Origin of the sequence: Achromobacter sp. ACRQX (assembly GCF_022346505.1) — a bacterium.
In the GTDB taxonomy this organism is placed as follows: Bacteria; Pseudomonadota; Gammaproteobacteria; order Burkholderiales; family Burkholderiaceae_B; genus Achromobacter; species Achromobacter animicus.
This window is the reverse complement of sequence record NZ_JAKRML010000031.1, coordinates 18,438-37,985: the sequence shown is the minus strand read 5'-3', so window position 1 is coordinate 37,985 and position 19,548 is coordinate 18,438. Positions and strand designations below refer to the sequence as shown.

Below are 19,548 nucleotides of genomic sequence, written 5' to 3'. Positions count from 1 at the left end.
GCTGGTCGGGGAATTCTCGCGCCGCCCCGCGTGCCGCGTCCAGCCCTTTTTCGGCGCAGGTCAGGCGGCATCGTTCAAATGGCAGGCGCTGAACTGCCCCGGCGCGATTTCGCGCAGGAGCGGGCGCTCGGCCTTGCAGCGCGGCATGGCATGGGGACACCGCGGGTGAAACGCGCACCCCGTGGGCGGATCCAGCGGCGAGGGCAGCTCGCCCCGGATGGGCTGATACGCACGCCGCCCGGGCACCAGCGTCGGCAGTTCCTTGAGCAGCGCCTGCGTGTACGGATGATTGGCGCGCGCGAACACCGTATCGGTATCGGCCAGCTCGACGATGCGTCCCAAATACATGATCGCCACGCGGTCCGAGATATGGCTGACCACGCTGAGGTTATGGCTGATGAACAGATACGTCAGGTCCAGCTCATCGCGCAGCCGTTCGAACAGATTCAGCACCTGCGCCTGGATCGACACGTCCAGCGCGGCCACGGCCTCGTCGCAGACGATGACCGAAGGCTTCAGCGCCAATGCCCGAGCAATGCCGATGCGCTGACGCTGGCCGCCCGAAAACTGATGGGGATAACGCTGTGCAAAGCTCGGATCAAGCCCCACCTGGCGCATCAAACCGGCCACGTACTCCTGCTTGTCCCGCGACCGGATCAGGCCATGTGCCGCGGGCGCCTCGCCGATGATCTCGCGCACGCGCATGCGCGGATTCAGGGACGCGTACGGATCCTGGAAGATCATCTGCACGCCCAGCTCGTACGCGCGCCGCTCCGGGCCCTTCATGGCTTGCACGGGCTTGCCCTGATAGTCCACCTGCCCAGCGGTCGGCGGCAGGATGCCCGACACGATGCGGCCCAGCGTGGATTTTCCACAGCCTGATTCACCGACGATGCCAATCACTTCGCCCGGTCTGACCGCCAAGTCCACGCCGGCCACGGCATGCACCACCTGCGTCTTCAGTCCCGCGCCCAGCAGGTTGGCGATGCGGCCGGCCAGATCCACCGGCTGCACGAAGCGTAGTTCGACGTCGCGCAGGGCGAGGATCGGCGTGGGATTGTTCAGGGCGTCGTTCATATCGCGTCCGGCGCTCCAGCATGCCAGCAGCGCACCCATTGCGCCGGGCGGACTTCGACAGGCGGCGGTTCGACCAGACAGGCGTCCGTCGCGCGCGGACACCGCCCTCGGAATGCACAGCCCTGCGGCAGGTTGAGCAGCGACGGCGTCATCCCGGGAATCGGCACCAGTGGCTTGCCGCGCGACTGCGGCGTCGGAATCGACGCGATCAACCCGTGCGTGTAGGGATGCATCGGGTGGCGGATGACCGCCTCGGTGCTGCCGGTTTCCACGACGCGCCCCGCATACATCACCGACACGCGATCGGCCAGACCCGCCACCACGGCCAGGTCATGCGTGATCCAGATGAGACCGGTCCCCGTTTCGCGGCAGAGTTTCTGCACCTCGAACAGGATCTGGCCTTGAATCGTGACATCCAGCGCCGTCGTAGGCTCGTCCGCAATGATGAGGCGCGGAGAATTCAACAGCGCAATGGCGATGGCCACGCGCTGGCGCATGCCGCCCGACAACTGATGCGGATACGTCCGCAGTCGCTCTTCGGGCGACGGAATGCCAACCATGGCAAGCGTCTGCAGCGCGCGCTGACGCGCCGCGTCGCGAGACACCTTGGCATGCGCCTGCACCGCTTCGATCATCTGCGTATCCACGCGCAGCACCGGGTTGAGCGTCATCATCGGGTCCTGGAAGATCATCGCGATCTCCTGTCCCCGCAACTGCCGCCACCGCGCGGGCGTGGCCGCGCGCAGGTCTTCACCGTTAAGCAATACCTGGCCTTCGACGATACGGCCGGGTTCGTCCAAGAGGCCCATCAAGGAAAAACCTGTGATGCTCTTGCCCGATCCTGACTCGCCGACTAGGCCCAGGATTTCGCCCTCGGCCAGCGTCAGGTCCACGCCGTCCACGGCCTTGACCACGCCGTTGCGCGTGAAGAAATGCGTCTTCAGCCCATGCACATCAAGCACTGGGGAACGGTCAGGCAGGGGGCGTTGCGCCGCAAGTGTCTGCATCGCTCCTGTCCTCAATTCGCATGCCGGGGGTTGAGCACATCGCGCAGGTGGTCGCCCACCAGATTGATGGCGATGATGGCCAGTGCCAGCGCAATGCCGGGAAAGAACGAAATCCAATACTGGCCCGACAGCAGGTATTCAAAGCCGTTGTAGATGAGCATGCCCAGCGACGGTTCCGTCACCGGCACGCCGACACCCAGAAACGACAGCGTGGCTTCCAGCGCGATCGCGTGCGCCAGATCGATCGTGGCGATCACGATGAGCGGCGGCATGCAGTTCGGCAGCACGTGCCGGAACAGCACGCGTGACCACGACAGCGACATGCAGCGCGCCGCCTCCACATATTCCTTGCCGCGCTCGACCAGCGCAGCGCCGCGTGCCGCCCGCGCAAAATACGCCCACTGCACGACGATGAGCGCGATGATCACCTTATCCACACCCTTGCCCAGAATCGCCAGAAGCATCAGCGCGACCAGGATCGCCGGGAACGACAACTGGATATCCACAACCCGCATCAGCAGGGCATCGATGCGTCCGCCAAAATAGGCGGCAATCAGCCCAACCGTTGCGCCAATGCCGAAGGCGGCCAGCACCGACACCGTGGCCACCATCAAACTGGTGCGCATGCCGTACAGAATGGCGGAAAAGAGATCGCGCGCCTGGCCGTCGGTGCCTAGCAAGTAGCGCATCGAACCATCCCCGCTTTCGCTGCCAGGCTTGAGCTTTGAATCCATGATGTCCAGGCTGGCCAGATCGTACGGATTCTGCGGCGCGATCCAGGGCGCCAGCAACGCCGCCCCCACGATCACGATCAACATCACCAGCCCCAGCGTGGCGAGCTTGCTGGCGAAGAAATCCGACACGAAGCGGCGCCAGGGCGTCTGCTCTTTCGTCGGGGCCGGGGGCGAGGCGACGGTGGCGGGCGAGTTCATCGGCGGCTATCCAAACGTACGCGGGGGTCCAGCACCGTGTAGATGATGTCCACCACCAGATTCAACATGACCAGGAAGAACACGATCAGCAGCAGATACGCCACCACCACCGGACGATCCAGGTTGATGATGGAATCGATCAGCAGCTTGCCCATGCCCGGCCACGAAAACACGGTCTCGGTCACGACAGCAAACGCCATCACCTGGCCGAACTCCAGGCCCGCCACCGTCACCACCGGAATCAGGATGTTCTTGAGCAGATGCACGCCCAGCACGCGCTTTTCGGACAGGCCCTTGGCGCGCGCGAACTTGATGTAATCCATGGGCAGCGCTTCGCGTGTGGCGGCCCGCGTTACGCGAATGATCATCGCGCACTTGGCGAAGGCAATGGTCGCTGCAGGCAACGCCAAGCTAAGCCAGCCATCGAACGTCAGCACGCTCAACTGCAGCGAACCGATGCTGACCGTGTCGCCACGGCCGCCGGCCGGCACCCAGCCCAGCATCACCGCGAACACCATGATGAGCATCAGGCCCACCCAGAAGTTCGGCAACGAGAACCCCAGCACCGAGCCCGTCATGATCGCGCGCGATCCCACTGCTGCAGGCTTCAGACCCGCCAGAATGCCGAGCGGCACGCCGATCAGCACCGACAGCAGCATCGCCACACAGGCCAGCTCCACCGTTGCGGGCATGCGTTCCAGGATCAGGTGCATGGCCGGCTCGCCGGTCAGGAAACTGTTCCCGAAATCGCCGCGCACGGCCTGGCTCATGAAGATCAGGTACTGCCGCCACAACGGCTGGTCCAATCCCAGCGACGCGCTGATCGCGGCGCGTTGCGCCTCGGTCGCTTCGGGACTGGCCAGCATCGAGACGGGATCGCCGACCATGTAAATGCCGGCAAAGACCAACGCCGACATGACGAGCATGACGACGATGGTCTGCAGCAGCCTTCTGACAATGGTTGCAAGCACGAGAGATCGCCCGGCGCGCTTACTTCTTCAGCGTTGCGTTCTGCGCCAGCGTGACCTGGTCCGGACGGCCCTGGTAGCGGATGTCGTTCTTCATGGCCCAGACCGACAGTTCGAAATGCACGGGCAGCATGGCGAAGTCATCCATCGCGATATTGCTGGCCGTCGACAGCAGTTCCGCCCGCTTGGCGTCGTCCATCGTGGACGACGCCTGCTTCACCAGCTCGTCCATCTTGGGATTGGAATAGCGGCTGCGGTTCGTCGTGCCCTGGCCGGCTTCCGGATTGCGCGTCATCAGTAGCGACGTCAGCGCGTTGGACATTTCACCGCTCGTCACCGACCATCCCGCGAGGTACGCCGAGAACGAATAGCTGTCACGGTTCTTGAAGAACACCGGGGGCGCCATCGCGTCCACGCTGGTCTTCACGCCAATGCGCGTCCACATCGATGCAATGGCCTGCGCCACCTTCGAATCGTTGACATACCGGCCGGACGGCGAACCCAGCGTGATCGAAAAGCCGTTCGGATAGCCCGCTTCCTTGAGCAGCGCCTTGGCCTTTTCCACATCGGCCTTGGGCGCCTTCGAGTGTTCCTTGCTGGCGCCAAACATCGGATACGGCAGCAGGTTGCCCGCGGGCAGGGCGACACCGCCCATCACGCGTTCGACCAGCGCATCGCGGTTGATCGCCAGCGACAAGGCTTCGCGCACGCGCTTGTCCTTCATCGGATTCTTGTCGGTGCCCTGCACGCCGGGCGACGGCTCCGCGTACTGGTCCAGCGCCACGTACACCACGCGCACCGACGGCGTTTCCTCGACAAAGAGCTTCTTGTCGGACTTGAGCTTGGGCAGGTCATCGGTGGGAGGATCTTCGATCATGTCGACGTCTCCCGCCAACAGCGCGGCCACGCGCGCGGCCGCGTTGCTGATCGGACGGTAGACCACGCGATCCCATTCGGGCTTCTTGCCCCAGTAGTTGTCGTTGCGCGCCAGCACGAATTCCGCGCCGCGCTTCCAGGACACGAACTTGTAGGGTCCGGTTCCGATCAGGCCATCGCCGCTGTTCAATTCGGTCGTCGTCTTGCCTTCCGCAGCCGGGCCCGACGCGGCCTTTTTCGACAGGATGGGCAACTGCGCCAGATTGACCAGCAGGTTCGGCGCGACTTCCTTGGTGGTGATGCGGATGGTCATCGGATCCACCGCTTCGGTCTTGGCGACGGACCCCAGATACAGCGTGAACGGCGACGGGCTGTTCGGCACCTTCGGGACGCGGTCATACGTAAAGACGACGTCCTCGGCGGTAAACGGCGTGCCATCCGAGAATTTCACGTTCGGCCGCAGCTTGAAAGTCCAGACCTTGCCATCCACGGTCCACGATTCCGCCAGCGAAGGCTGCGGCTTGAGTTGCGCGTCCGTGGCAACGAGCGTATCGAAAATGGTTTGGGAGATCTGCGTGTTCGGGGTCAACGCGTGGTATTGCGGATCCATCGACGAGGGCTCGGTCTTCAACCCGATCACCAGATCGCGAGCCATGGCCGAACTGTATGTGCCACAGGCCATCACCACCGCGGCAGCGCCGCAGGCCAATACACGCGAAAACCGAGATGCCATCGTGATCTCCCAGAGTTGTTTCGGGTTTTGAACCTCGGGGCCACAGTAACCAGCAAACAACGCGCCGCGCAACAGTTATATTCCCCTATTGTTTAGCCCTGCCTTCTGCCCCTGATATGTCCGCCTACGCCCCCATCGCCGCCATCGCCACCGCCCCCGGAAGAGGCGGCATCGGCGTCGTGCGCATTTCTGGTGCGGACCTGTCCGGATTGGTGCGGCGCCTGTTCCAGCGCGATCTCACACCGCGCCATGCGCACTATCTTCCCTTTAAGACGGTGGAGGGCGAACTGCTGGATGAAGGCATCGCCATCTACTTTCGTGCGCCGCATTCCTACACCGGCGAAGACGTGCTGGAACTGCAGGGCCACGGCGGCCCGGCCGTGCTGCGACGTGTGCTGGATAGCTGTCTGGTCGCCGGCCGAGATCTGGGCGTGCGATTGGCCGAACCCGGCGAATTCACGCGCCGTGCGTTTCTGAACGACCGCATGGATCTGGCGCAGGCCGAGGCGGTTGCCGACCTGATCGAAGCCTCGTCCGTGGCGGCCGCGCGCGGCGCCATGGCGTCGCTGTCAGGCGAATTCTCGGCGCGTGTGAACGACCTGTCCGATCGCATCATTCATCTGCGCATGTTGGTCGAGGCGACCCTGGATTTCCCCGAAGAAGAAATCGACTTCCTGGAAAAGTATCAAGCCCGTCCGACGTTGGACGCGCTGGCGGGCGATCTTTCCGCATTGATTGCCCAGGCGCGGCAGGGCGTCATCCTGCGCGAAGGCCTGCATGTGGTGCTGGCCGGCCAGCCCAACGTAGGCAAGTCCAGCCTGCTCAACGCGCTGGCCGGCGACGACATCGCCATCGTCACGCCCATCGCCGGCACCACGCGCGACAAAGTGGTGCAGGAAATCCATATTGATGGCGTGCCGCTGCACATTGTCGACACGGCCGGCCTGCGCGAAACCGAAGACACGGTGGAAAGCATCGGGATTGCTCGCACTTGGCAAGAGATCGAGCGCGCCGACGTCATCCTCCATTTGCAGGATGCCACCCAGCCAGGCGACGAGCTGGACGCGCAGATCACAGCGCGGCTGCCGCCGCGCACGCCGGTGCTGAAGGTGTTCAACAAGGTGGATCTGTTACCCGAGCCTTTCGTCGCCGGCCCCGGCGAACTGGGCATCTCGGCCAAACGCGGCGCCGGCCTGGATGCGCTTCGCGCGGAGCTGCTGCAAATTGCGGGCTGGAATCCGGGTGCGGAATCGCCTTGGTTGGCGCGCGAACGTCATTTGCATGCGTTGCAGGAGGCGGCGGAGCATCTGGAACTGGCTGCCGCGCATGCCAGCCAGGATGACCGGGTGTTGGACTTGTTTGCCGAGGAACTGCGGTTGGCGCATGACAGCTTGTCGAGCATCACTGGCAAGTTCACCAGCGATGATCTGCTTGGCGAAATATTTTCCAGTTTCTGCATCGGTAAATGATCGGAGACCCGCCGCCGTGGATGCGAAACTCGACGCCTTTCGTATTCGCAGCGCGACGCCGGCCGACATCGCAGAGATAGAGCGCATCGTCCGCGACGCGTACTCCCCTTACATCGCACGCAACGGCGCAACGCCCGGTCCCATGCTGGACGACTATCCGGCACGCGTCGCACAAGGCGTGGTTCACGTCCTGGAATCGGAAGACGGCATCGAAGGCCTCATCGTGCTGATTCCAGAACCCGACGACAGTTGCATGCTGCTGGACAACATCGCCGTGTCGCCAACCGCGCAAGGCAAGGGCCACGGCCGGACGCTGCTGCAGTGGGCCGAAGACACCGCGCGCCGCGCCGGATTTTCATGCATCCGTCTTTACACGCAGGAAGTGATGACCGAGAACATCGCCATCTACACGCGGCGCGGCTATGTGGAAACGCATCGCGCCACGGAGATTGGACTGAAGCGCGTCTTCATGCAAAAGCCCCTTGATTAATGGGCTCTTGCAAAACTCTCAAATATCCAAAGCGCCGATTCGAAAATATGAGCTTTTACTCATAATTTATCGGCCTGCCTTTTCTTGCCATCAAGTGAGCGACGACCCTGTTTTTCGCCAGCGATTTCGCATAGACGGAATCCGGCCGGATGCGCTGCGCAATGACGTACCCCGTCATGCACGCCAGCATCAACGGCAACATGACTTCATAGCTCAGCGTCATCTCGAAGATCATCAAGATCGACATCAGCGGCGCATGCGTGGTGGCCGCCAGCAGCGCGCCCATTCCCACGACGGCATAACTGGATACCGCCGACAAACTGCCGACCGGAAACAGGCCCTGCAGCGCAGTCCCGTACAAGGCGCCCAGCGCAGCCCCCACGAACAAGGTCGGCGTGAAGACTCCACCTAGAGCGCCGGACCCGACACTGGCCGCCGTAGCCAATGTCTTGAGCAACAGCAGTGCGGCCACCGCCTGCCACGCCCAATCCGTATGCAACACGCTGTTGACCACGCTGTAGCCGTTGCCCCACACCGCGGGATCGATCACGGACAGCGCGCCGACAACCAGCCCACCTACCGCCATCCTCGCCCAGATCGGAAACGGCAACCGGCGAAACGCCGCGCGGGACAAATCCAGGAATTGCAGGAATTGGGGCGCGGCCAGACCTGCAATCAGGCCAAGTCCCAGGTAATTGATCACTTCCCACCCCGACACGAACTCGAAATGCGGCATCTGGAAGACCGCGTCATAGTGCAACACCTGCCGCGTCACGATGTTGGCGACCACGGAGGCGACGGCCAGCGGCACCAGCGTCGCTGTTGAAATCACGCCGTACACAATCTCTGAAATGAACACCGCGCCGGCAATCGGCGCGTTGTACGCCGCGGTGATGCCCGCCGTGGCGCCGCAGGCCACCAGCAGCCGCAGATGGCGGGGCGGCAAGACCAGATAGCGGCCCGTCAATGATGCACACATTGCCGCCAGTTGCACCATCGGTCCCTCGCGGCCGATCGATGCGCCGGATCCGATCGAAAAAATCGAGGACAGGCTGCGCGCGACCGTCTGGCGAAAGCCGATGACGCCACGGCCGATCGAGATGGCTTCCATATAGTCGGCTGCCCCCCGCCGGGGCAGCCATCGGGTGGCAGCCTGCAGGATCAGGCCGGCGATCGCGCCCCCGGCCGCCGGCATCAGAAACCGCTGCCAGGGGGCCAGCCCACGCGCCAGCGACACCATGCCGTGGGGAACCTCGCCGCCCCCTACCAACAATTGCATCCAGCCAAGCAGTTCGCGAAACACCATCGTTGCCAGCGCACCCAGGGCGCCAATCAACGCGGCCGCACACAACGTCAAGGCTAAATTTTCCGCCAAAAGTCCGCGTTTCAACCGCCTGGCCCAGGCCGGTCGGCGCAGTTTCAAGTCGCTATCCATGGCCGGATTCTACGGCGGATCCTGCTCACTTTTTGTTCAGCGCACCGTCAACAAACCGCCCAGGTCACCCCTCGAATACCCGATTCCGATCACCGCGTAGCGGCCCGTTTTGGGGCGCTGCAAGGGCAAAAATCCGGGTAGGCGTAGGGCGGTTTTCCGGGGTAAAAGGGCGCTTCTCGGGACCCAGTTGCCAGAAACGCCCTGTGGATAACTGCTAAGTAGCGCGCTTGTGCACATGTTGTGGAGGCAAGTTGAACAAGCAGGGGTTTCGGACGCGGTCCAAAATCTTGTCCAACTTCAGCTTTTTTCCCACACAGAGTTCTTGCACAAGCAAAAACGGACGCAAGGCAATGAAAAGAAAGAGATTTTCAAGGTTAAGGTAGTTATCCACAGCCCTTATTAATCATTAGTCTTTATATAAAGAAAAAAAAGGAAAAGCCAAACATGCTTTCCCATTCCGCCCATCCACCGCCCCCCGGACTGCGTCCATGCGTATCCTCCTGATCGAAGATGAAGCTGAACTTGCCCGCTGGCTGTCCAGAAGCCTGGCCAGACATGCCGGCTTTGTCGTGGAATGGGCTGATGACGGACTTGTCGCCGAAAGAAGGCTGGCCGTCGAAGATTTCGATGCGGTCATCCTGGATCTCGGACTTCCCGGCATGGATGGCCATACTTTGCTGGCGAAGATTCGCGCGCGGGACGACCGTACGCCGGTGCTGGTCTTGACCGCGCGCGATTCACTGGCCGAGAGAATCGGAACACTTCACGAGGGAGCGGACGATTTCCTGCCGAAACCCTTTGTTGTGGAAGAGTTGGAAGCGCGATTGATTGCGCTGATTCGCCGCAGCCGCGGGCGCGAACATCCGCGCCTATCGCTGGGAAACCTGGTTTTTGAAACTTCCGCGCAGAAATTCACGGTCAATGGACAGCCTTTGCAGTTATCCCCACGTGAACATGCGGTCCTTCGGGTGCTGATCCAGAAAAGCGGCGAACCCATCAACAAGCAGCAGATTCTGGACCGCATCCTCACGGACGATGCCGACATCAACCTGGAAGCCATCGAGGTCCTGGTTCACCGATTGCGCAAAAAATTGGCGGAAACCGGTGTGCAGATCGTGACCATGCGCGGCATGGGCTACTGCCTGGAGAACCTTGTTGACAACTAGAAGTCCGCAAAACAGCGTTGATTTTTTGGCGAAAAAACGCGCCCGAACGCTGAAAACGCAGTTGCTCTGGTGGCTGATTCCAACCCTCGTCTTGGTGATGATGGGTGCGCTCTGGCTGTCCAACCACCAGCTGCGCAACCAGGTCGACAATGCCTACGACCGGTCTCTTGCCGGCGCGCTTCGCGCGATCGACCACAACATATCCACAGCCAGCGGTGGATTAGCCATGGAGCAGCCCTACCTGATGCTTGAATTTTTCGAGCTGACGGCCAATGGCAGCGTGTTCTACCGGGTGGCAACCGAAGACGGGCTGGCCGAAATCGGCCATCCCGGGCTGCCCCTGCCTGAGCAGCCCCTCGTGTCCGGCGAGCCGCGGTTTTTCTACGCGACCTACCAGGGCCAGCCCGTCCGGGTGGCGGCATTGGCCCGGCCCATGGATCCGCCGCTGTATGCGAACCAGGGCGGCCGGGTGATCGTGCAGGTCGCGGAGGGCCTGGAAAGCCGTCAGGCGTTCCTCCACAAGGTTTTGGTGCGGTCGGTGGAGCGGGACCTTGCCGTGATCCTCATCAGCGTCCTGGTGATCATCCTGGGCGTTTTCATGGCCCTGCGCCCCCTGGAGCGGCTCCGTCAGGAAGTCAAAGGCCGATCTGCGGACGATTTAAGCCCCGTCAGCGCGTCCGACATGCCGGGGGAGGTCCTACCCCTGGTGGCGGCCGTAAACCTCCATATGGCCCGTTTTGCGGCCTTGGGGAGGGTGCAGGCGCAGTTCCTGGACGACGCGTCGCACCAATTGCGCACGCCCTTGTCCGTTTTGCGGACCCAGACCGCCTATGCCCTGCGCGAAACAGACCCCCAGGAGGTCCGTACAGCCCTTCTGGCGATGCAAGAGGGGTTGGACAGGGCCGTACGCACCACCAACCAGATGCTCGCGCTGGCGCGCGCTAAAGACGCTTCTCTGGCCGAAGGCGGTTTGGCACCCGAATCGGTGGACCTGGTGGACCTCGCGGACGGGGTGATCCGTACCCAATTACCCAATGCCCGAGGCCGGCAGTTGGACATCGGCCTGGAGGCGGACTGCAGGCCGGTTGTCGTCGGCGGGGCGGAGTGGCTGTTGCGGGAAGCGGTCAGCAACCTGGTCGACAACGCCATCCGCTATGCGTCCGCCGGTGGTGTGGTCACCGTCCGGATCGAGACCGACACAGACCAGGCCCGGCTACTGGTGGAAGACGACGGACCGGGCATGTCGGACGAGGACATTGCCCGGGCGTGCGTCCGCTTCCGGCGAGGCGCGGCAGGCAAGAACACCACCGGGGCCGGACTGGGCCTGGCGATCGTGGGCACCATCGCCGAAATCCTGGGCGCCCGGCTCGTGCTCGAGAACCGGGTCGGGCAGCCGGGCCTGCGCGCGGCGTTGGTGTTTACCCTGCAAACGGGACCGGATGCTGCGCCGCGTCACGAAATCGGCCGAAATTGAAAGCTTATGGAAAGCTTCGGTTTTGTACGGTTGCGTCCACTGGGAGCCGCTGGACGCGATCGATCGCCGTAGCGCCGCTGCCAGCGATACCTAGACCTATAAATCCTGGAGACGCAAGAATGCAGACGACCCTGAAGCTGCGCATCGCAGCCATGGCGGCGCTTGGCGCCATCACCCTGTCCCTCGGCGCGGCCCATGCGGCCGATGAACCCCGCCGCCCGGAGTGCATTGCGCCGGCGCAGCCTGGTGGCGGATTCGACCTGACGTGCCGCCTGGCCACCGAAGGCCTGAAGCAGAGTGGGGCGCTCAAGAGCGCCATGCGCATCGTCTACATGCCGGGCGGCATTGGCGCGGTGGCATACAACAACATCGTGGCCCAGCATCCGAATGAACCGGGCACCATCGTTGCGTTCTCCGGCGGCTCGCTGCTCAACCTGGCGCAGGGCAAGTTCGGCAAGTACAACGTCAACGACGTGCGCTGGCTGGCCGCGATCGGCACCGATTACGGCGTGGCCGTGGTGCGCAACGACTCGCCGTACACCGACCTGAAGAGCTTGATGGACGCCTTCAAGCAGGATCCGACCAAGATCGTGCTGGGCGCGGGTGGCACCGTGGGCAGCCAGGACTGGATGAAGGCGGCGCTGACGGCCAAGGCGGCCGGCGTGGACTTCAAGAAGATGCGCTTTGTCGCCTTCGAAGGCGGCGGCGAGGCCGTAACGGCGCTGCGCGGCGGCCATATCCAGGCCTACATGGGCGATGCGGCCGAAGCATTCACGATGCTGGAAGGCGGCGCCCCGATTCGCGTGCTGGCGGTCTTCAACGACCAGCGCCTGCCGGGCAAGCTGGGTTCCGTGCCCACCGCCAAGGAACAGGGCTACGACATCGTCTGGCCGATCATCCGTGGCTTCTACGTGGGTCCCAAGGTGTCTGACGCCGACTACCAGTTCTGGGTGGACGCGTTCAACAAGACGACGGCCGCACCCGAGTTCGAGAAGCTGCGCCAGCAGCAGGGCCTGTTCCCCTTCAACAAGACCGGCCCCGAACTGGACGCCTACGTCAAAAACCAGGTCAAGCAGTACGGCGAACTGGCCGACACCTTCGGCCTGATCAAAAAGTAAGCCGGCCGTAAGGCCCGACCCCCGATCGCGCCCGCCAGGGCACACCTGCCGCCATTTCAGGCCGGCGGCAGATCCCGCTGCGCCGCGCGATCGGATTTGAACGGAACCTGGACCATGAACGATCGAATTCTGGGCATTGCCGCCCTGGCGCTGGCCGTCTTCATGACGGCCGCCGGCTGGAGCATCGAGGCGCCTTTCGCCTACGAACCCGTCGGGCCACGCGCCTTCCCGCTGCTGCTGGCGCTGATCATCGGCCTGTGCGGGCTGTGGCTCGTCTACAAAGGCGGCCATGCTGTCGAGCGCAACCCTGCCGGCGCCAACGGGCGCATCGCGCTGATGGTGGTGTTCGTGACCGCCTATGCGTTTCTCTTCCAGTGGCTGGGCTTCATTGTCGCCACGTCGCTCATGACGATCTTCGTGGGCCGCCTGTTTGGCGGCAGTTGGCTCAAGTGCGCGATCGGCGGCGTCGTCATGAGCATTTTCTTTTTCGTGCTGTTCGATAAGGTGCTGGACGTCGTCCTGCCCGGCGGACTGTTGGAGAACCTGATATGAGCGGCATTCTCGATCATCTGTCGATAGGCTTTGGCGTCGCGTTTTCGCTGACGAACCTGCTGGTGGCTGCCATCGGCTCCTTCATCGGAACCATGGTGGGCGTGTTGCCGGGGCTGGGGCCCGTCAATGGCGTGGCGATGTTGATCCCCATCGCCTTCGCCATGAATCTTCCGCCCGAAACGGCGCTGATCCTGCTTGCCGCGGTATATGTGGGCGCGGAGTACGGCGGCCGCATCACCGCGATCCTGCTGAACGTGCCGGGCGAAGCGAGTGCCATCATGACGACGCTGGACGGCTATCCGCTGGCGCGGCAGGGCCTGGCCAACGTGGCGTTGTCCTTGTCTGCATGGTCCGCATTCTTTGGCGCCATCGTGTCGGTGGTGGGCATCATCCTGCTCGCGCCGCTGCTGGCGAAATGGGCGCTCGCATTTGGCCCCGCCGAATACTTCGTGCTCATGATCTTTGCGTTCTGCTGCCTGACCAGCCTGCTCGGCAAGCAGCCGGTCAAGGGCGTGCTGGCGGCGATGATCGGCCTGTCCATTTCGGTGGTGGGCGTGGATTCGAATTCGGGCGTTTACCGCTATACCTTCGAGTCCGTGCATCTGGCCGACGGCATCGATTTTGTCGTGGTCGTCATCGCGTTGTTCGCGGTCAGCGAGATGCTGGAGATGCTTGAGAAGGTGATGGCCGGCCACAGCGTCGAGGTCAAGCCCAGCGGCCGCAAGCTCTTCAACCTGAAGGAGATGGCTTATACGTGGTGGAGCGTGGTGCGCAGTGCGTTCGTAGGCTTCGGCGTGGGGGTGCTGCCCGGCGCAGGCGCCAGCGTGGCTGCGGCGGTCGCGTACTCGCAGGAAAAGCGCATCATCGAAGCCAAGGATCCCGAGGCCAAGTTCGGCAAGGGCGACATGCGTGGACTCGTCGCGCCGGAAGCCGCCGCCACGGCGTCGGCGATCGGTTCCTTCGTTCCGATGCTGACGCTGGGCGTGCCCGGTTCCGGCACCACCGCGGTGATGATGGGTGCGCTGACGCTCTACAACATCACGCCGGGACCGGTCCTGTTCGACACCAAGCCGGAGCTGGTGTGGGGCCTGATCGCATCGTTGTTCGTCGCAAACGTGCTGCTCTTCGTGATGAACGTGCCGCTGGTGCGGTTCTTCTCCAAAGTGCTCTCCGTGCCGGGTTGGCTGATGGTGCCGGGCATCCTGTGCATCAGCTACATCGGCGTCTATGCGATCAACGCGGGCACCTTCGATCTGCTGCTGGTTGCGGGCATTGGCACGCTGGGCTACTTCCTGCGCAAGTTCGGTGTGCCGATGGCGCCGCTCGTGCTGGGTGTCGTGCTGGGCAACATGATGGAGCAGAACCTGCGCCGTGCGCTGTCGATGACGGATGGCGACGTGGGCGTGCTGTTCGCAAGCCCCGTGTCGATCGCCCTGTGGGTGGGCGCGGCGGCAGTGGTGATCGTGCCGCAGATTTTGCGCCGTGTGCGCGCCGCAAGAAAGGTTGCCGCTGGGCCGGTCTGATGAAGCGGGTCCGCGCACCAGCCGGTGCGCGGGCTCACGAAATGCGAGGCCGGCAAATGCTTAGGGGCGCCTTTTGGCGCCCCTTTTTTTAAGCATGTTGAGGTCAATTAGACCGCATTTTCATATATGAGCTTTTACTCAGATATTGAATCGTCAGACCTGCTTCAGACGCTCCAGCGCCGCGTCCAGCGTTGCGTCCTTCTTGGCAAAGCAGAAGCGCACGATCCGATGGTTGGATTCGGGCGCGTCGGGCTGGCGATAGAACGCGGACACCGGAATCACGGTCACGCCATGGTTGACGGTCAGGTCGCGCGCGAAGTCGGCTTCGTTCTGTTTGGAGATCTGGCTGTAGTCAGCCAGCAGGAAGAACGTGCCGGGACTGGGCAGCGGCCGGAATCGCGTCTGCGCCAGGCCTTGCGACAAGCGGTCCCGCTTGGCCTGATAGAACGCCGGCAGATCCAGGTAAGGCTTGGGATCGCGCATGAATTCCGCCAGTGCAAACTGCATCGGCGACGGCACCGTGAACACCATGAACTGGTGCACCTTGCGCAGCTCGGCGCTCAGTTGGCGCGGTGCGCAGCAATAGCCGATCTTCCATCCGGTGGTGTGATAGGTCTTGCCGAACGACGAGATCACGAACGCATGTTCGGCAAGCAGCGGGCGGCGCGCCACACTGGCATGCGGTTTGCCGTCGAACACGATGTGCTCGTAGACCTCGTCCGAGACCAGCAGCACGCCCGTGTCGCGGACGATGGCTTCAAGCGCGTCCAGGTCGCTCTCGTCAAGCACCGCGCCGGTGGGGTTGTGCGGAAAGTTCAGCATCAACAGACGGGTCTTGGACGTGATGGCGTCGCGCACACGCTGCCAGTCGATGCGGTAGTACGGATCGGCTTCTGTGGGCGCGCGCAGCGGCACCGGGACGGCGGTGCCGCCGGCCAGGCGAATCGCAGGGAGGTACGAGTCATAGCAAGGCTCGATCACCACCACTTCGTCGCCGCTGCCTACCGCCGCCAATACCGTGGCCATCAACGCCTCGGTGGCGCCACTGGTCACCGTGATTTCGGTTTCGGGATCGTAGGCATGGCCGTAGAGTTCGCGCGTCTTGGCCGCGATGGCTTCGCGTAGCGGCGCGACGCCCGGCATGTACGGATATTGGTTGTGGCCGTCGGCCATCGCCTTGGTGACCAGCGCACACAGCGCGGGGTCCGGATCGAAGTCAGGAAAGCCCTGGCCCAGGTTGATGGCCTTGTGCTCGATGGCCAGGCGGCTCATCACGGTGAATATGGTGGTGCCGACGTCGGGGAGTTTGGAGCGGATCATGTTGGACGCGAAGTGAACACGGGTAGCCTAGGAAAGTTTTCGTAAGTATCCCACTAACTCATAATTCATTTTTCATGAGCTTCTAACGCGGATCGGATTGTGGTTCAGAACATGCGGGTGCGAGTGCTGGGCGGGTTTGGTATTGCGCTGGCCGGCGCGTTGCTTGCGGTGTGGGCCCACCTGCCGCTGCCATGGATGTTGGGCGCGCTGCTGTTGACTGCGGCCACGCGGATTGCCGGCGTGCGCACTGCGTGTCCGCGGCCGGCGCGCAATGCGGGCCAATGGGTCATCGGCGCATCGCTGGGGCTGTATTTCACGCCACAGGTCATTGGACACTTTGGCAGCAACGCGGGCCCCATTGTCGTGGGGATGCTGTTCGCGCTGGCGCTCGCATTTCTGGGCACCGCCATTCTGCGGCGTTTTACGGATGTGGACTTCAAGACGGCGTGGTTCTCATCAGCCATCGGCGGCGCAAGTGAAATGGCCAATCTGGCCGAACGCCATGGCGCGCGGATCGATCGCGTTGCCACCGCGCACAGCGTGCGCGTATTGCTGGTGGTGGTGACGGTGCCCTTCATATTCCAGTGGTGGGGCGTGGCTGGCCTGGATCCTACCGTGCCGGGACCGCGCGACGTGCATGCGCTTGGCCTGGCCGGGTTGGTGGCCCTGACCATTGTGGGCGGCGCCACGTTTACGAAGCTGCGGTTGCCCAATCCCTGGGTGCTTGGGCCCATGCTCGTCGCAATGGTGCTGACCGCGTCCAGCATCGAGCTTTCCGCATTGCCGGACTATGTGCCGAAAGCAGGGCAACTGCTTATCGGCTGGTCACTTGGCGATCGGTACCGGCCAGACTTTTTCCGCGCAGCGCCGCGTTTCATGGCGGCAGTGGCGGGCTTTACGGTGCTGGCATTGGCGCTGGCCTTCGGCGTGGGCGCCTTGCTGTCGTTGTGGTCTGCTGCGCCCATTCCAACCTTGATTCTGGGCACGACGCCGGGCGGTATTGCCGAGATGGCGATCACCGCCAAGGTGCTGCAGCTGGGCGTTCCGGTGGTGACGGCATTTCACGTCACGCGCATGGTTTTTGTGGTGATCGTGATGGGTCCCATTTATACGGTTTTGGCGCGTCGGCATCGCTAATTCCGCCTGGCGGTACTGCCGTTTCAGTGAAAAAAAAGCGACATTGGGGTAAACAACTATATGACTCGGTAATGCCGGATGAGTATGCTGATTCCGCAGTTGATTCAAGCGCGAGCAGACTCGTTTCTGCCGCTCTGGCGACAAGCGGGAACACTGGTTTTGCACCGATCGTTCAGTTCGCACGGCGTCCTTGATTCATTGCATTTCGATTTAATTACAGGACGCTAGAGAAAATGGCTCAGAAGGGCAAAGTCAAGTGGTTCAACGCTGACAAGGGTTTCGGTTTCATCACGCCGGACGTGGGCGGCACCGATGTGTTCGCACACTTTTCCGCCATCCAGGGTCGCGGCTATCGCAGCCTGAACGAAGGCCAGGAAGTCGAATACGAAGTTAAAGATGGTCCGAAAGGACCTCAAGCGGCCGAAATTCGCCCGCTCTAAATCGGGAAATCCCAATTTCCCGTCAGCCAGGCTAGGCCTGGCTACAACGCCCCAAGACCCTCCGGTCTGGGGCGTTGTTTCATTTGGGCAGCCATTTCGGTGTGAAGTGATTTCGCTGCGTCTCTGCAGCGCTCGTTTCTATTTGCTCAGTAACGCTGAACCTCTCGCGTCGCGACCTGCGCTGCAGCCCTCAACCTTGGCGTGTATCTTCACACTGTTAGTGTTCACTAACATATTCTCGAGCACTGGATAACTCTGTGGATAATTATTTCCGGACATGAGCTCGCGCGTGGTCAGTTATGAAGCAATCGAGCTTCAGTGAACCGGGTTTTGCACAGATTTCTGCATTAATGCAGGCGATGTCTTTTTGCTCCCCGTGAATAGATTCCCTGCTTGCGTCAGGCGTGCTTAGAAGCCGTTTAATCAACGTCTTCATAGGGAAACTCGACTTTTGTCCGGGTGTTCGCGAGGTTTGTTTACCCGAATCCCAGCGTCTGACATGCAAGTTTGGCGTCGGTCATTGCGCGTAAATTCGTGGTTTGGCGCTTGTTGTTCACAAAGATATCCCCATGCCGGTTATGCACAGAATTACGCCACTCACTATCCAAATTGACGGCCTGCGCCTGTGGATAGAAATGGGGATATCGCCGAAAGGGTGAGGTCGCGGGAACAGGAATTGCGGATGATTAGGCGGCTCGGGTTGACCGGTTGGGCGGGTTGCGCGCTGCGGTGGGCCGTCTAATTTTCGCGTCGGATTTCTCCTTGCGACCTGTCCACAGGTTTCACATGAAGCCATAGGCGCCTCGCCCATATGGATGATGGCGGCGCAGCGGGAGTGCGAGCAAGATTAGCTTCGGGTCAGTGACCATGCCCGATGGCCGCGAGCCGATCATTCAATATTGGGGTGGGGATAATTTTGTGAATAAATCACCCCGATGTTCAGGCCGCGCGATTTGACCGTGCACCGGTGGAAGAGTTCAGCGGTTATTGAACTCCGCTTCCGCAGTGGCCTCAGGTTTCGGTTTTCGGCTTTGTCTTTGATTTCTAACGCGGAATTGCTCTCGTGATTTTGGGTCCGCCGGCAACCAGTTGCCGTCGTGCATCGGTGTGCACCGCATTGCCGTCTTGAGTTCGTTGCCTTCGACGCTGTGGATAAGAGATATCTCTCTGAATAGAGGAATGGGCGAGTTAGGGAAGATACTCGGGTGCCCAGCTTCTCGGGGCTGACAGGTCCGGCTGTGTGATCTTGTGGTGATTCGGTCGCTGCGTCCTGGTCGTTTCGCGGGCTTGCCTGTTGATAAGAATGTGCGTAACCCTGGCTTTGCGCTGCGCTATCCGATTCTTTTCATAGAGTCTTGTCGTTGATAGGCGTCTGTGGATAAACCCGATGTCTGATTGGGAGCATCACAGCCGGATCTGGCCGATGTCCCGAATTTTAGTCGCGTCGCCGAACTCAATGGACGAAGGACTGTTGGCAGCTTGATCTGGTTTGTGGACAACGCTGTGGTTGACACTTCTTCGAAGCACGCGCCGACATGCGAATTTAGAAGCGACCTACCGCCGTTGGTTTGGGCTATCGCTTACAGTTCAGCGAGCCATGAACAAAAAAATATGAATTTTCGGGTAGGGGGTAGGTAAGGGGGAATAAATCGATATTTTTCATCTTTCTTACCTTTTCGCCGCGGTGACGTCAGGTATCGACGATCAGTCGCGACTCAGGTTGGGGGGCCGTCAGGGCAGCTATCCGCATGCGGGCCGGCACCTGCGGCAACTTAGATCCCGACCCAGGCGTTTAAAGCCCAGAACGCTCTGAGGGGTGTTTCACGTGAAA

Annotated in this window: 16 protein-coding genes; 9 read left to right on the top strand and 7 right to left on the bottom strand. The window is 62.0% G+C overall.

Features of this window, described 5'->3' with window-relative positions; genetic code table 11:
• Nucleotides 1-60: 60 nt before the first annotated feature.
• Genes MHZ91_RS22905 through MHZ91_RS22885 form a run of 5 tightly spaced genes read right to left on the bottom strand, consistent with a single transcriptional unit; the run spans nt 61 to nt 5,593 of the window.
• Nucleotides 61-1,077: an ABC transporter ATP-binding protein gene (locus tag MHZ91_RS22905; RefSeq protein WP_175136951.1), complete on the bottom strand. Its 1,017-nt coding sequence runs from the start codon at nt 1,075-1,077 to the stop codon at nt 61-63.
• Nucleotides 1,074-2,084, bottom strand: coding sequence for an ABC transporter ATP-binding protein (locus tag MHZ91_RS22900; protein WP_239215845.1), 1,011 nt, complete (start codon nt 2,082-2,084; stop codon nt 1,074-1,076). The genes MHZ91_RS22905 and MHZ91_RS22900 overlap by 4 nt, the downstream gene beginning before the upstream one ends.
• A gap of 11 nt (nt 2,085-2,095) precedes the next feature.
• Nucleotides 2,096-3,016 (bottom strand): ABC transporter permease, encoded by a 921-nt coding sequence (locus MHZ91_RS22895; RefSeq protein WP_218342479.1) that lies wholly within the window; start codon nt 3,014-3,016, stop codon nt 2,096-2,098.
• Nucleotides 3,013-3,987 carry an ABC transporter permease gene (locus tag MHZ91_RS22890; protein WP_076518271.1) on the bottom strand — a complete coding sequence of 325 codons (975 nt, stop codon included), beginning with the start codon at nt 3,985-3,987 and terminating at the stop codon, nt 3,013-3,015. The genes MHZ91_RS22895 and MHZ91_RS22890 overlap by 4 nt, the downstream gene beginning before the upstream one ends.
• Nucleotides 3,988-4,006: 19 nt before the next feature.
• Nucleotides 4,007-5,593: an ABC transporter substrate-binding protein gene (locus tag MHZ91_RS22885; protein WP_218342480.1), complete on the bottom strand. Its 1,587-nt coding sequence runs from the start codon at nt 5,591-5,593 to the stop codon at nt 4,007-4,009.
• A gap of 116 nt (nt 5,594-5,709) precedes the next feature.
• On the opposite strand from MHZ91_RS22885, the gene mnmE reads away from it, so the two are divergent.
• Together mnmE and MHZ91_RS22875 are read left to right on the top strand one after the other, a co-directional pair.
• On the top strand, nt 5,710-7,062 hold the full coding sequence (gene mnmE / locus MHZ91_RS22880) for a tRNA uridine-5-carboxymethylaminomethyl(34) synthesis GTPase MnmE (RefSeq protein ID WP_239215843.1): 1,353 nt from the start codon (nt 5,710-5,712) through the stop codon (nt 7,060-7,062).
• Nucleotides 7,063-7,078: 16 nt separating this feature from the next.
• The gene (locus MHZ91_RS22875) at nt 7,079-7,552 is read left to right on the top strand and encodes a GNAT family N-acetyltransferase (RefSeq protein WP_239215841.1); all 474 of its coding nucleotides are present in this window, start codon (nt 7,079-7,081) and stop codon (nt 7,550-7,552) included.
• A 55-nt stretch (nt 7,553-7,607) separates the two neighbouring features.
• On the opposite strand, the gene MHZ91_RS22870 is transcribed toward MHZ91_RS22875, so the two are convergent.
• Complete coding sequence (locus MHZ91_RS22870; RefSeq protein WP_239215839.1) at nt 7,608-8,987, bottom strand: ClcB-like voltage-gated chloride channel protein; 1,380 nt, start codon at nt 8,985-8,987, stop codon at nt 7,608-7,610.
• A gap of 488 nt (nt 8,988-9,475) precedes the next feature.
• On the opposite strand from MHZ91_RS22870, the gene MHZ91_RS22865 reads away from it, so the two are divergent.
• The 5 genes from MHZ91_RS22865 to MHZ91_RS22845 all read left to right on the top strand — a co-directional run bounded on the left by MHZ91_RS22865 (nt 9,476) and on the right by MHZ91_RS22845 (nt 14,820).
• Nucleotides 9,476-10,153, top strand: a complete 678-nt coding sequence (locus MHZ91_RS22865; protein WP_175124813.1) for a response regulator — start codon at nt 9,476-9,478, stop codon at nt 10,151-10,153.
• Nucleotides 10,143-11,627: a sensor histidine kinase gene (locus MHZ91_RS22860; protein WP_370647861.1), complete on the top strand. Its 1,485-nt coding sequence runs from the start codon at nt 10,143-10,145 to the stop codon at nt 11,625-11,627. Before MHZ91_RS22865 ends, MHZ91_RS22860 begins: the two co-directional genes overlap by 11 nt.
• A gap of 152 nt (nt 11,628-11,779) precedes the next feature.
• Nucleotides 11,780-12,745 carry a tripartite tricarboxylate transporter substrate binding protein gene (locus MHZ91_RS22855; protein WP_239215877.1) on the top strand — a complete coding sequence of 322 codons (966 nt, stop codon included), beginning with the start codon at nt 11,780-11,782 and terminating at the stop codon, nt 12,743-12,745.
• 114 nt (nt 12,746-12,859) lie between these two features.
• Complete coding sequence (locus MHZ91_RS22850) at nt 12,860-13,297, top strand: tripartite tricarboxylate transporter TctB family protein (protein ID WP_175124811.1); 438 nt, start codon at nt 12,860-12,862, stop codon at nt 13,295-13,297.
• The gene (locus MHZ91_RS22845; RefSeq protein WP_239215837.1) at nt 13,294-14,820 is read left to right on the top strand and encodes a tripartite tricarboxylate transporter permease; all 1,527 of its coding nucleotides are present in this window, start codon (nt 13,294-13,296) and stop codon (nt 14,818-14,820) included. The genes MHZ91_RS22850 and MHZ91_RS22845 overlap by 4 nt, the downstream gene beginning before the upstream one ends.
• 153 nt (nt 14,821-14,973) lie before the next feature.
• Here the strand turns inward: MHZ91_RS22845 and MHZ91_RS22840 are convergent, their stop codons facing one another.
• Nucleotides 14,974-16,140, bottom strand: coding sequence for a pyridoxal phosphate-dependent aminotransferase (locus MHZ91_RS22840; protein ID WP_175124809.1), 1,167 nt, complete (start codon nt 16,138-16,140; stop codon nt 14,974-14,976).
• 111 nt (nt 16,141-16,251) lie between these two features.
• Here MHZ91_RS22840 and MHZ91_RS22835 point away from each other — a divergent pair, with 111 nt between their 5' ends.
• Nucleotides 16,252-17,277 (top strand): AbrB family transcriptional regulator, encoded by a 1,026-nt coding sequence (locus tag MHZ91_RS22835; RefSeq protein WP_239215876.1) that lies wholly within the window; start codon nt 16,252-16,254, stop codon nt 17,275-17,277.
• Between the two features lie 233 nt (nt 17,278-17,510).
• Complete coding sequence (locus MHZ91_RS22830) at nt 17,511-17,717, top strand: cold-shock protein (protein ID WP_056566091.1); 207 nt, start codon at nt 17,511-17,513, stop codon at nt 17,715-17,717.
• The last annotated feature ends 1,831 nt before the right edge of the window (nt 17,718-19,548 follow it).

Coding starts and splice junctions, on each gene's coding strand:
- MHZ91_RS22850 (WP_175124811.1), top strand. CDS start 12,860: ATGAACGATCGAATTCTGGGCATTGCCGCCCTGGCGCTGGCCGTCTTC.
- MHZ91_RS22895 (WP_218342479.1), bottom strand. CDS start 3,016: ATGAACTCGCCCGCCACCGTCGCCTCGCCCCCGGCCCCGACGAAAGAG.
- MHZ91_RS22885 (WP_218342480.1), bottom strand. CDS start 5,593: ATGGCATCTCGGTTTTCGCGTGTATTGGCCTGCGGCGCTGCCGCGGTG.
- MHZ91_RS22900 (WP_239215845.1), bottom strand. CDS start 2,084: ATGCAGACACTTGCGGCGCAACGCCCCCTGCCTGACCGTTCCCCAGTG.
- mnmE (WP_239215843.1), top strand. CDS start 5,710: ATGTCCGCCTACGCCCCCATCGCCGCCATCGCCACCGCCCCCGGAAGA.
- MHZ91_RS22845 (WP_239215837.1), top strand. CDS start 13,294: ATGAGCGGCATTCTCGATCATCTGTCGATAGGCTTTGGCGTCGCGTTT.
- MHZ91_RS22865 (WP_175124813.1), top strand. CDS start 9,476: ATGCGTATCCTCCTGATCGAAGATGAAGCTGAACTTGCCCGCTGGCTG.
- MHZ91_RS22870 (WP_239215839.1), bottom strand. CDS start 8,987: ATGGATAGCGACTTGAAACTGCGCCGACCGGCCTGGGCCAGGCGGTTG.
- MHZ91_RS22905 (WP_175136951.1), bottom strand. CDS start 1,077: ATGAACGACGCCCTGAACAATCCCACGCCGATCCTCGCCCTGCGCGAC.
- MHZ91_RS22830 (WP_056566091.1), top strand. CDS start 17,511: ATGGCTCAGAAGGGCAAAGTCAAGTGGTTCAACGCTGACAAGGGTTTC.
- MHZ91_RS22840 (WP_175124809.1), bottom strand. CDS start 16,140: ATGATCCGCTCCAAACTCCCCGACGTCGGCACCACCATATTCACCGTG.
- MHZ91_RS22855 (WP_239215877.1), top strand. CDS start 11,780: ATGGCGGCGCTTGGCGCCATCACCCTGTCCCTCGGCGCGGCCCATGCG.
- MHZ91_RS22835 (WP_239215876.1), top strand. CDS start 16,252: ATGCGGGTGCGAGTGCTGGGCGGGTTTGGTATTGCGCTGGCCGGCGCG.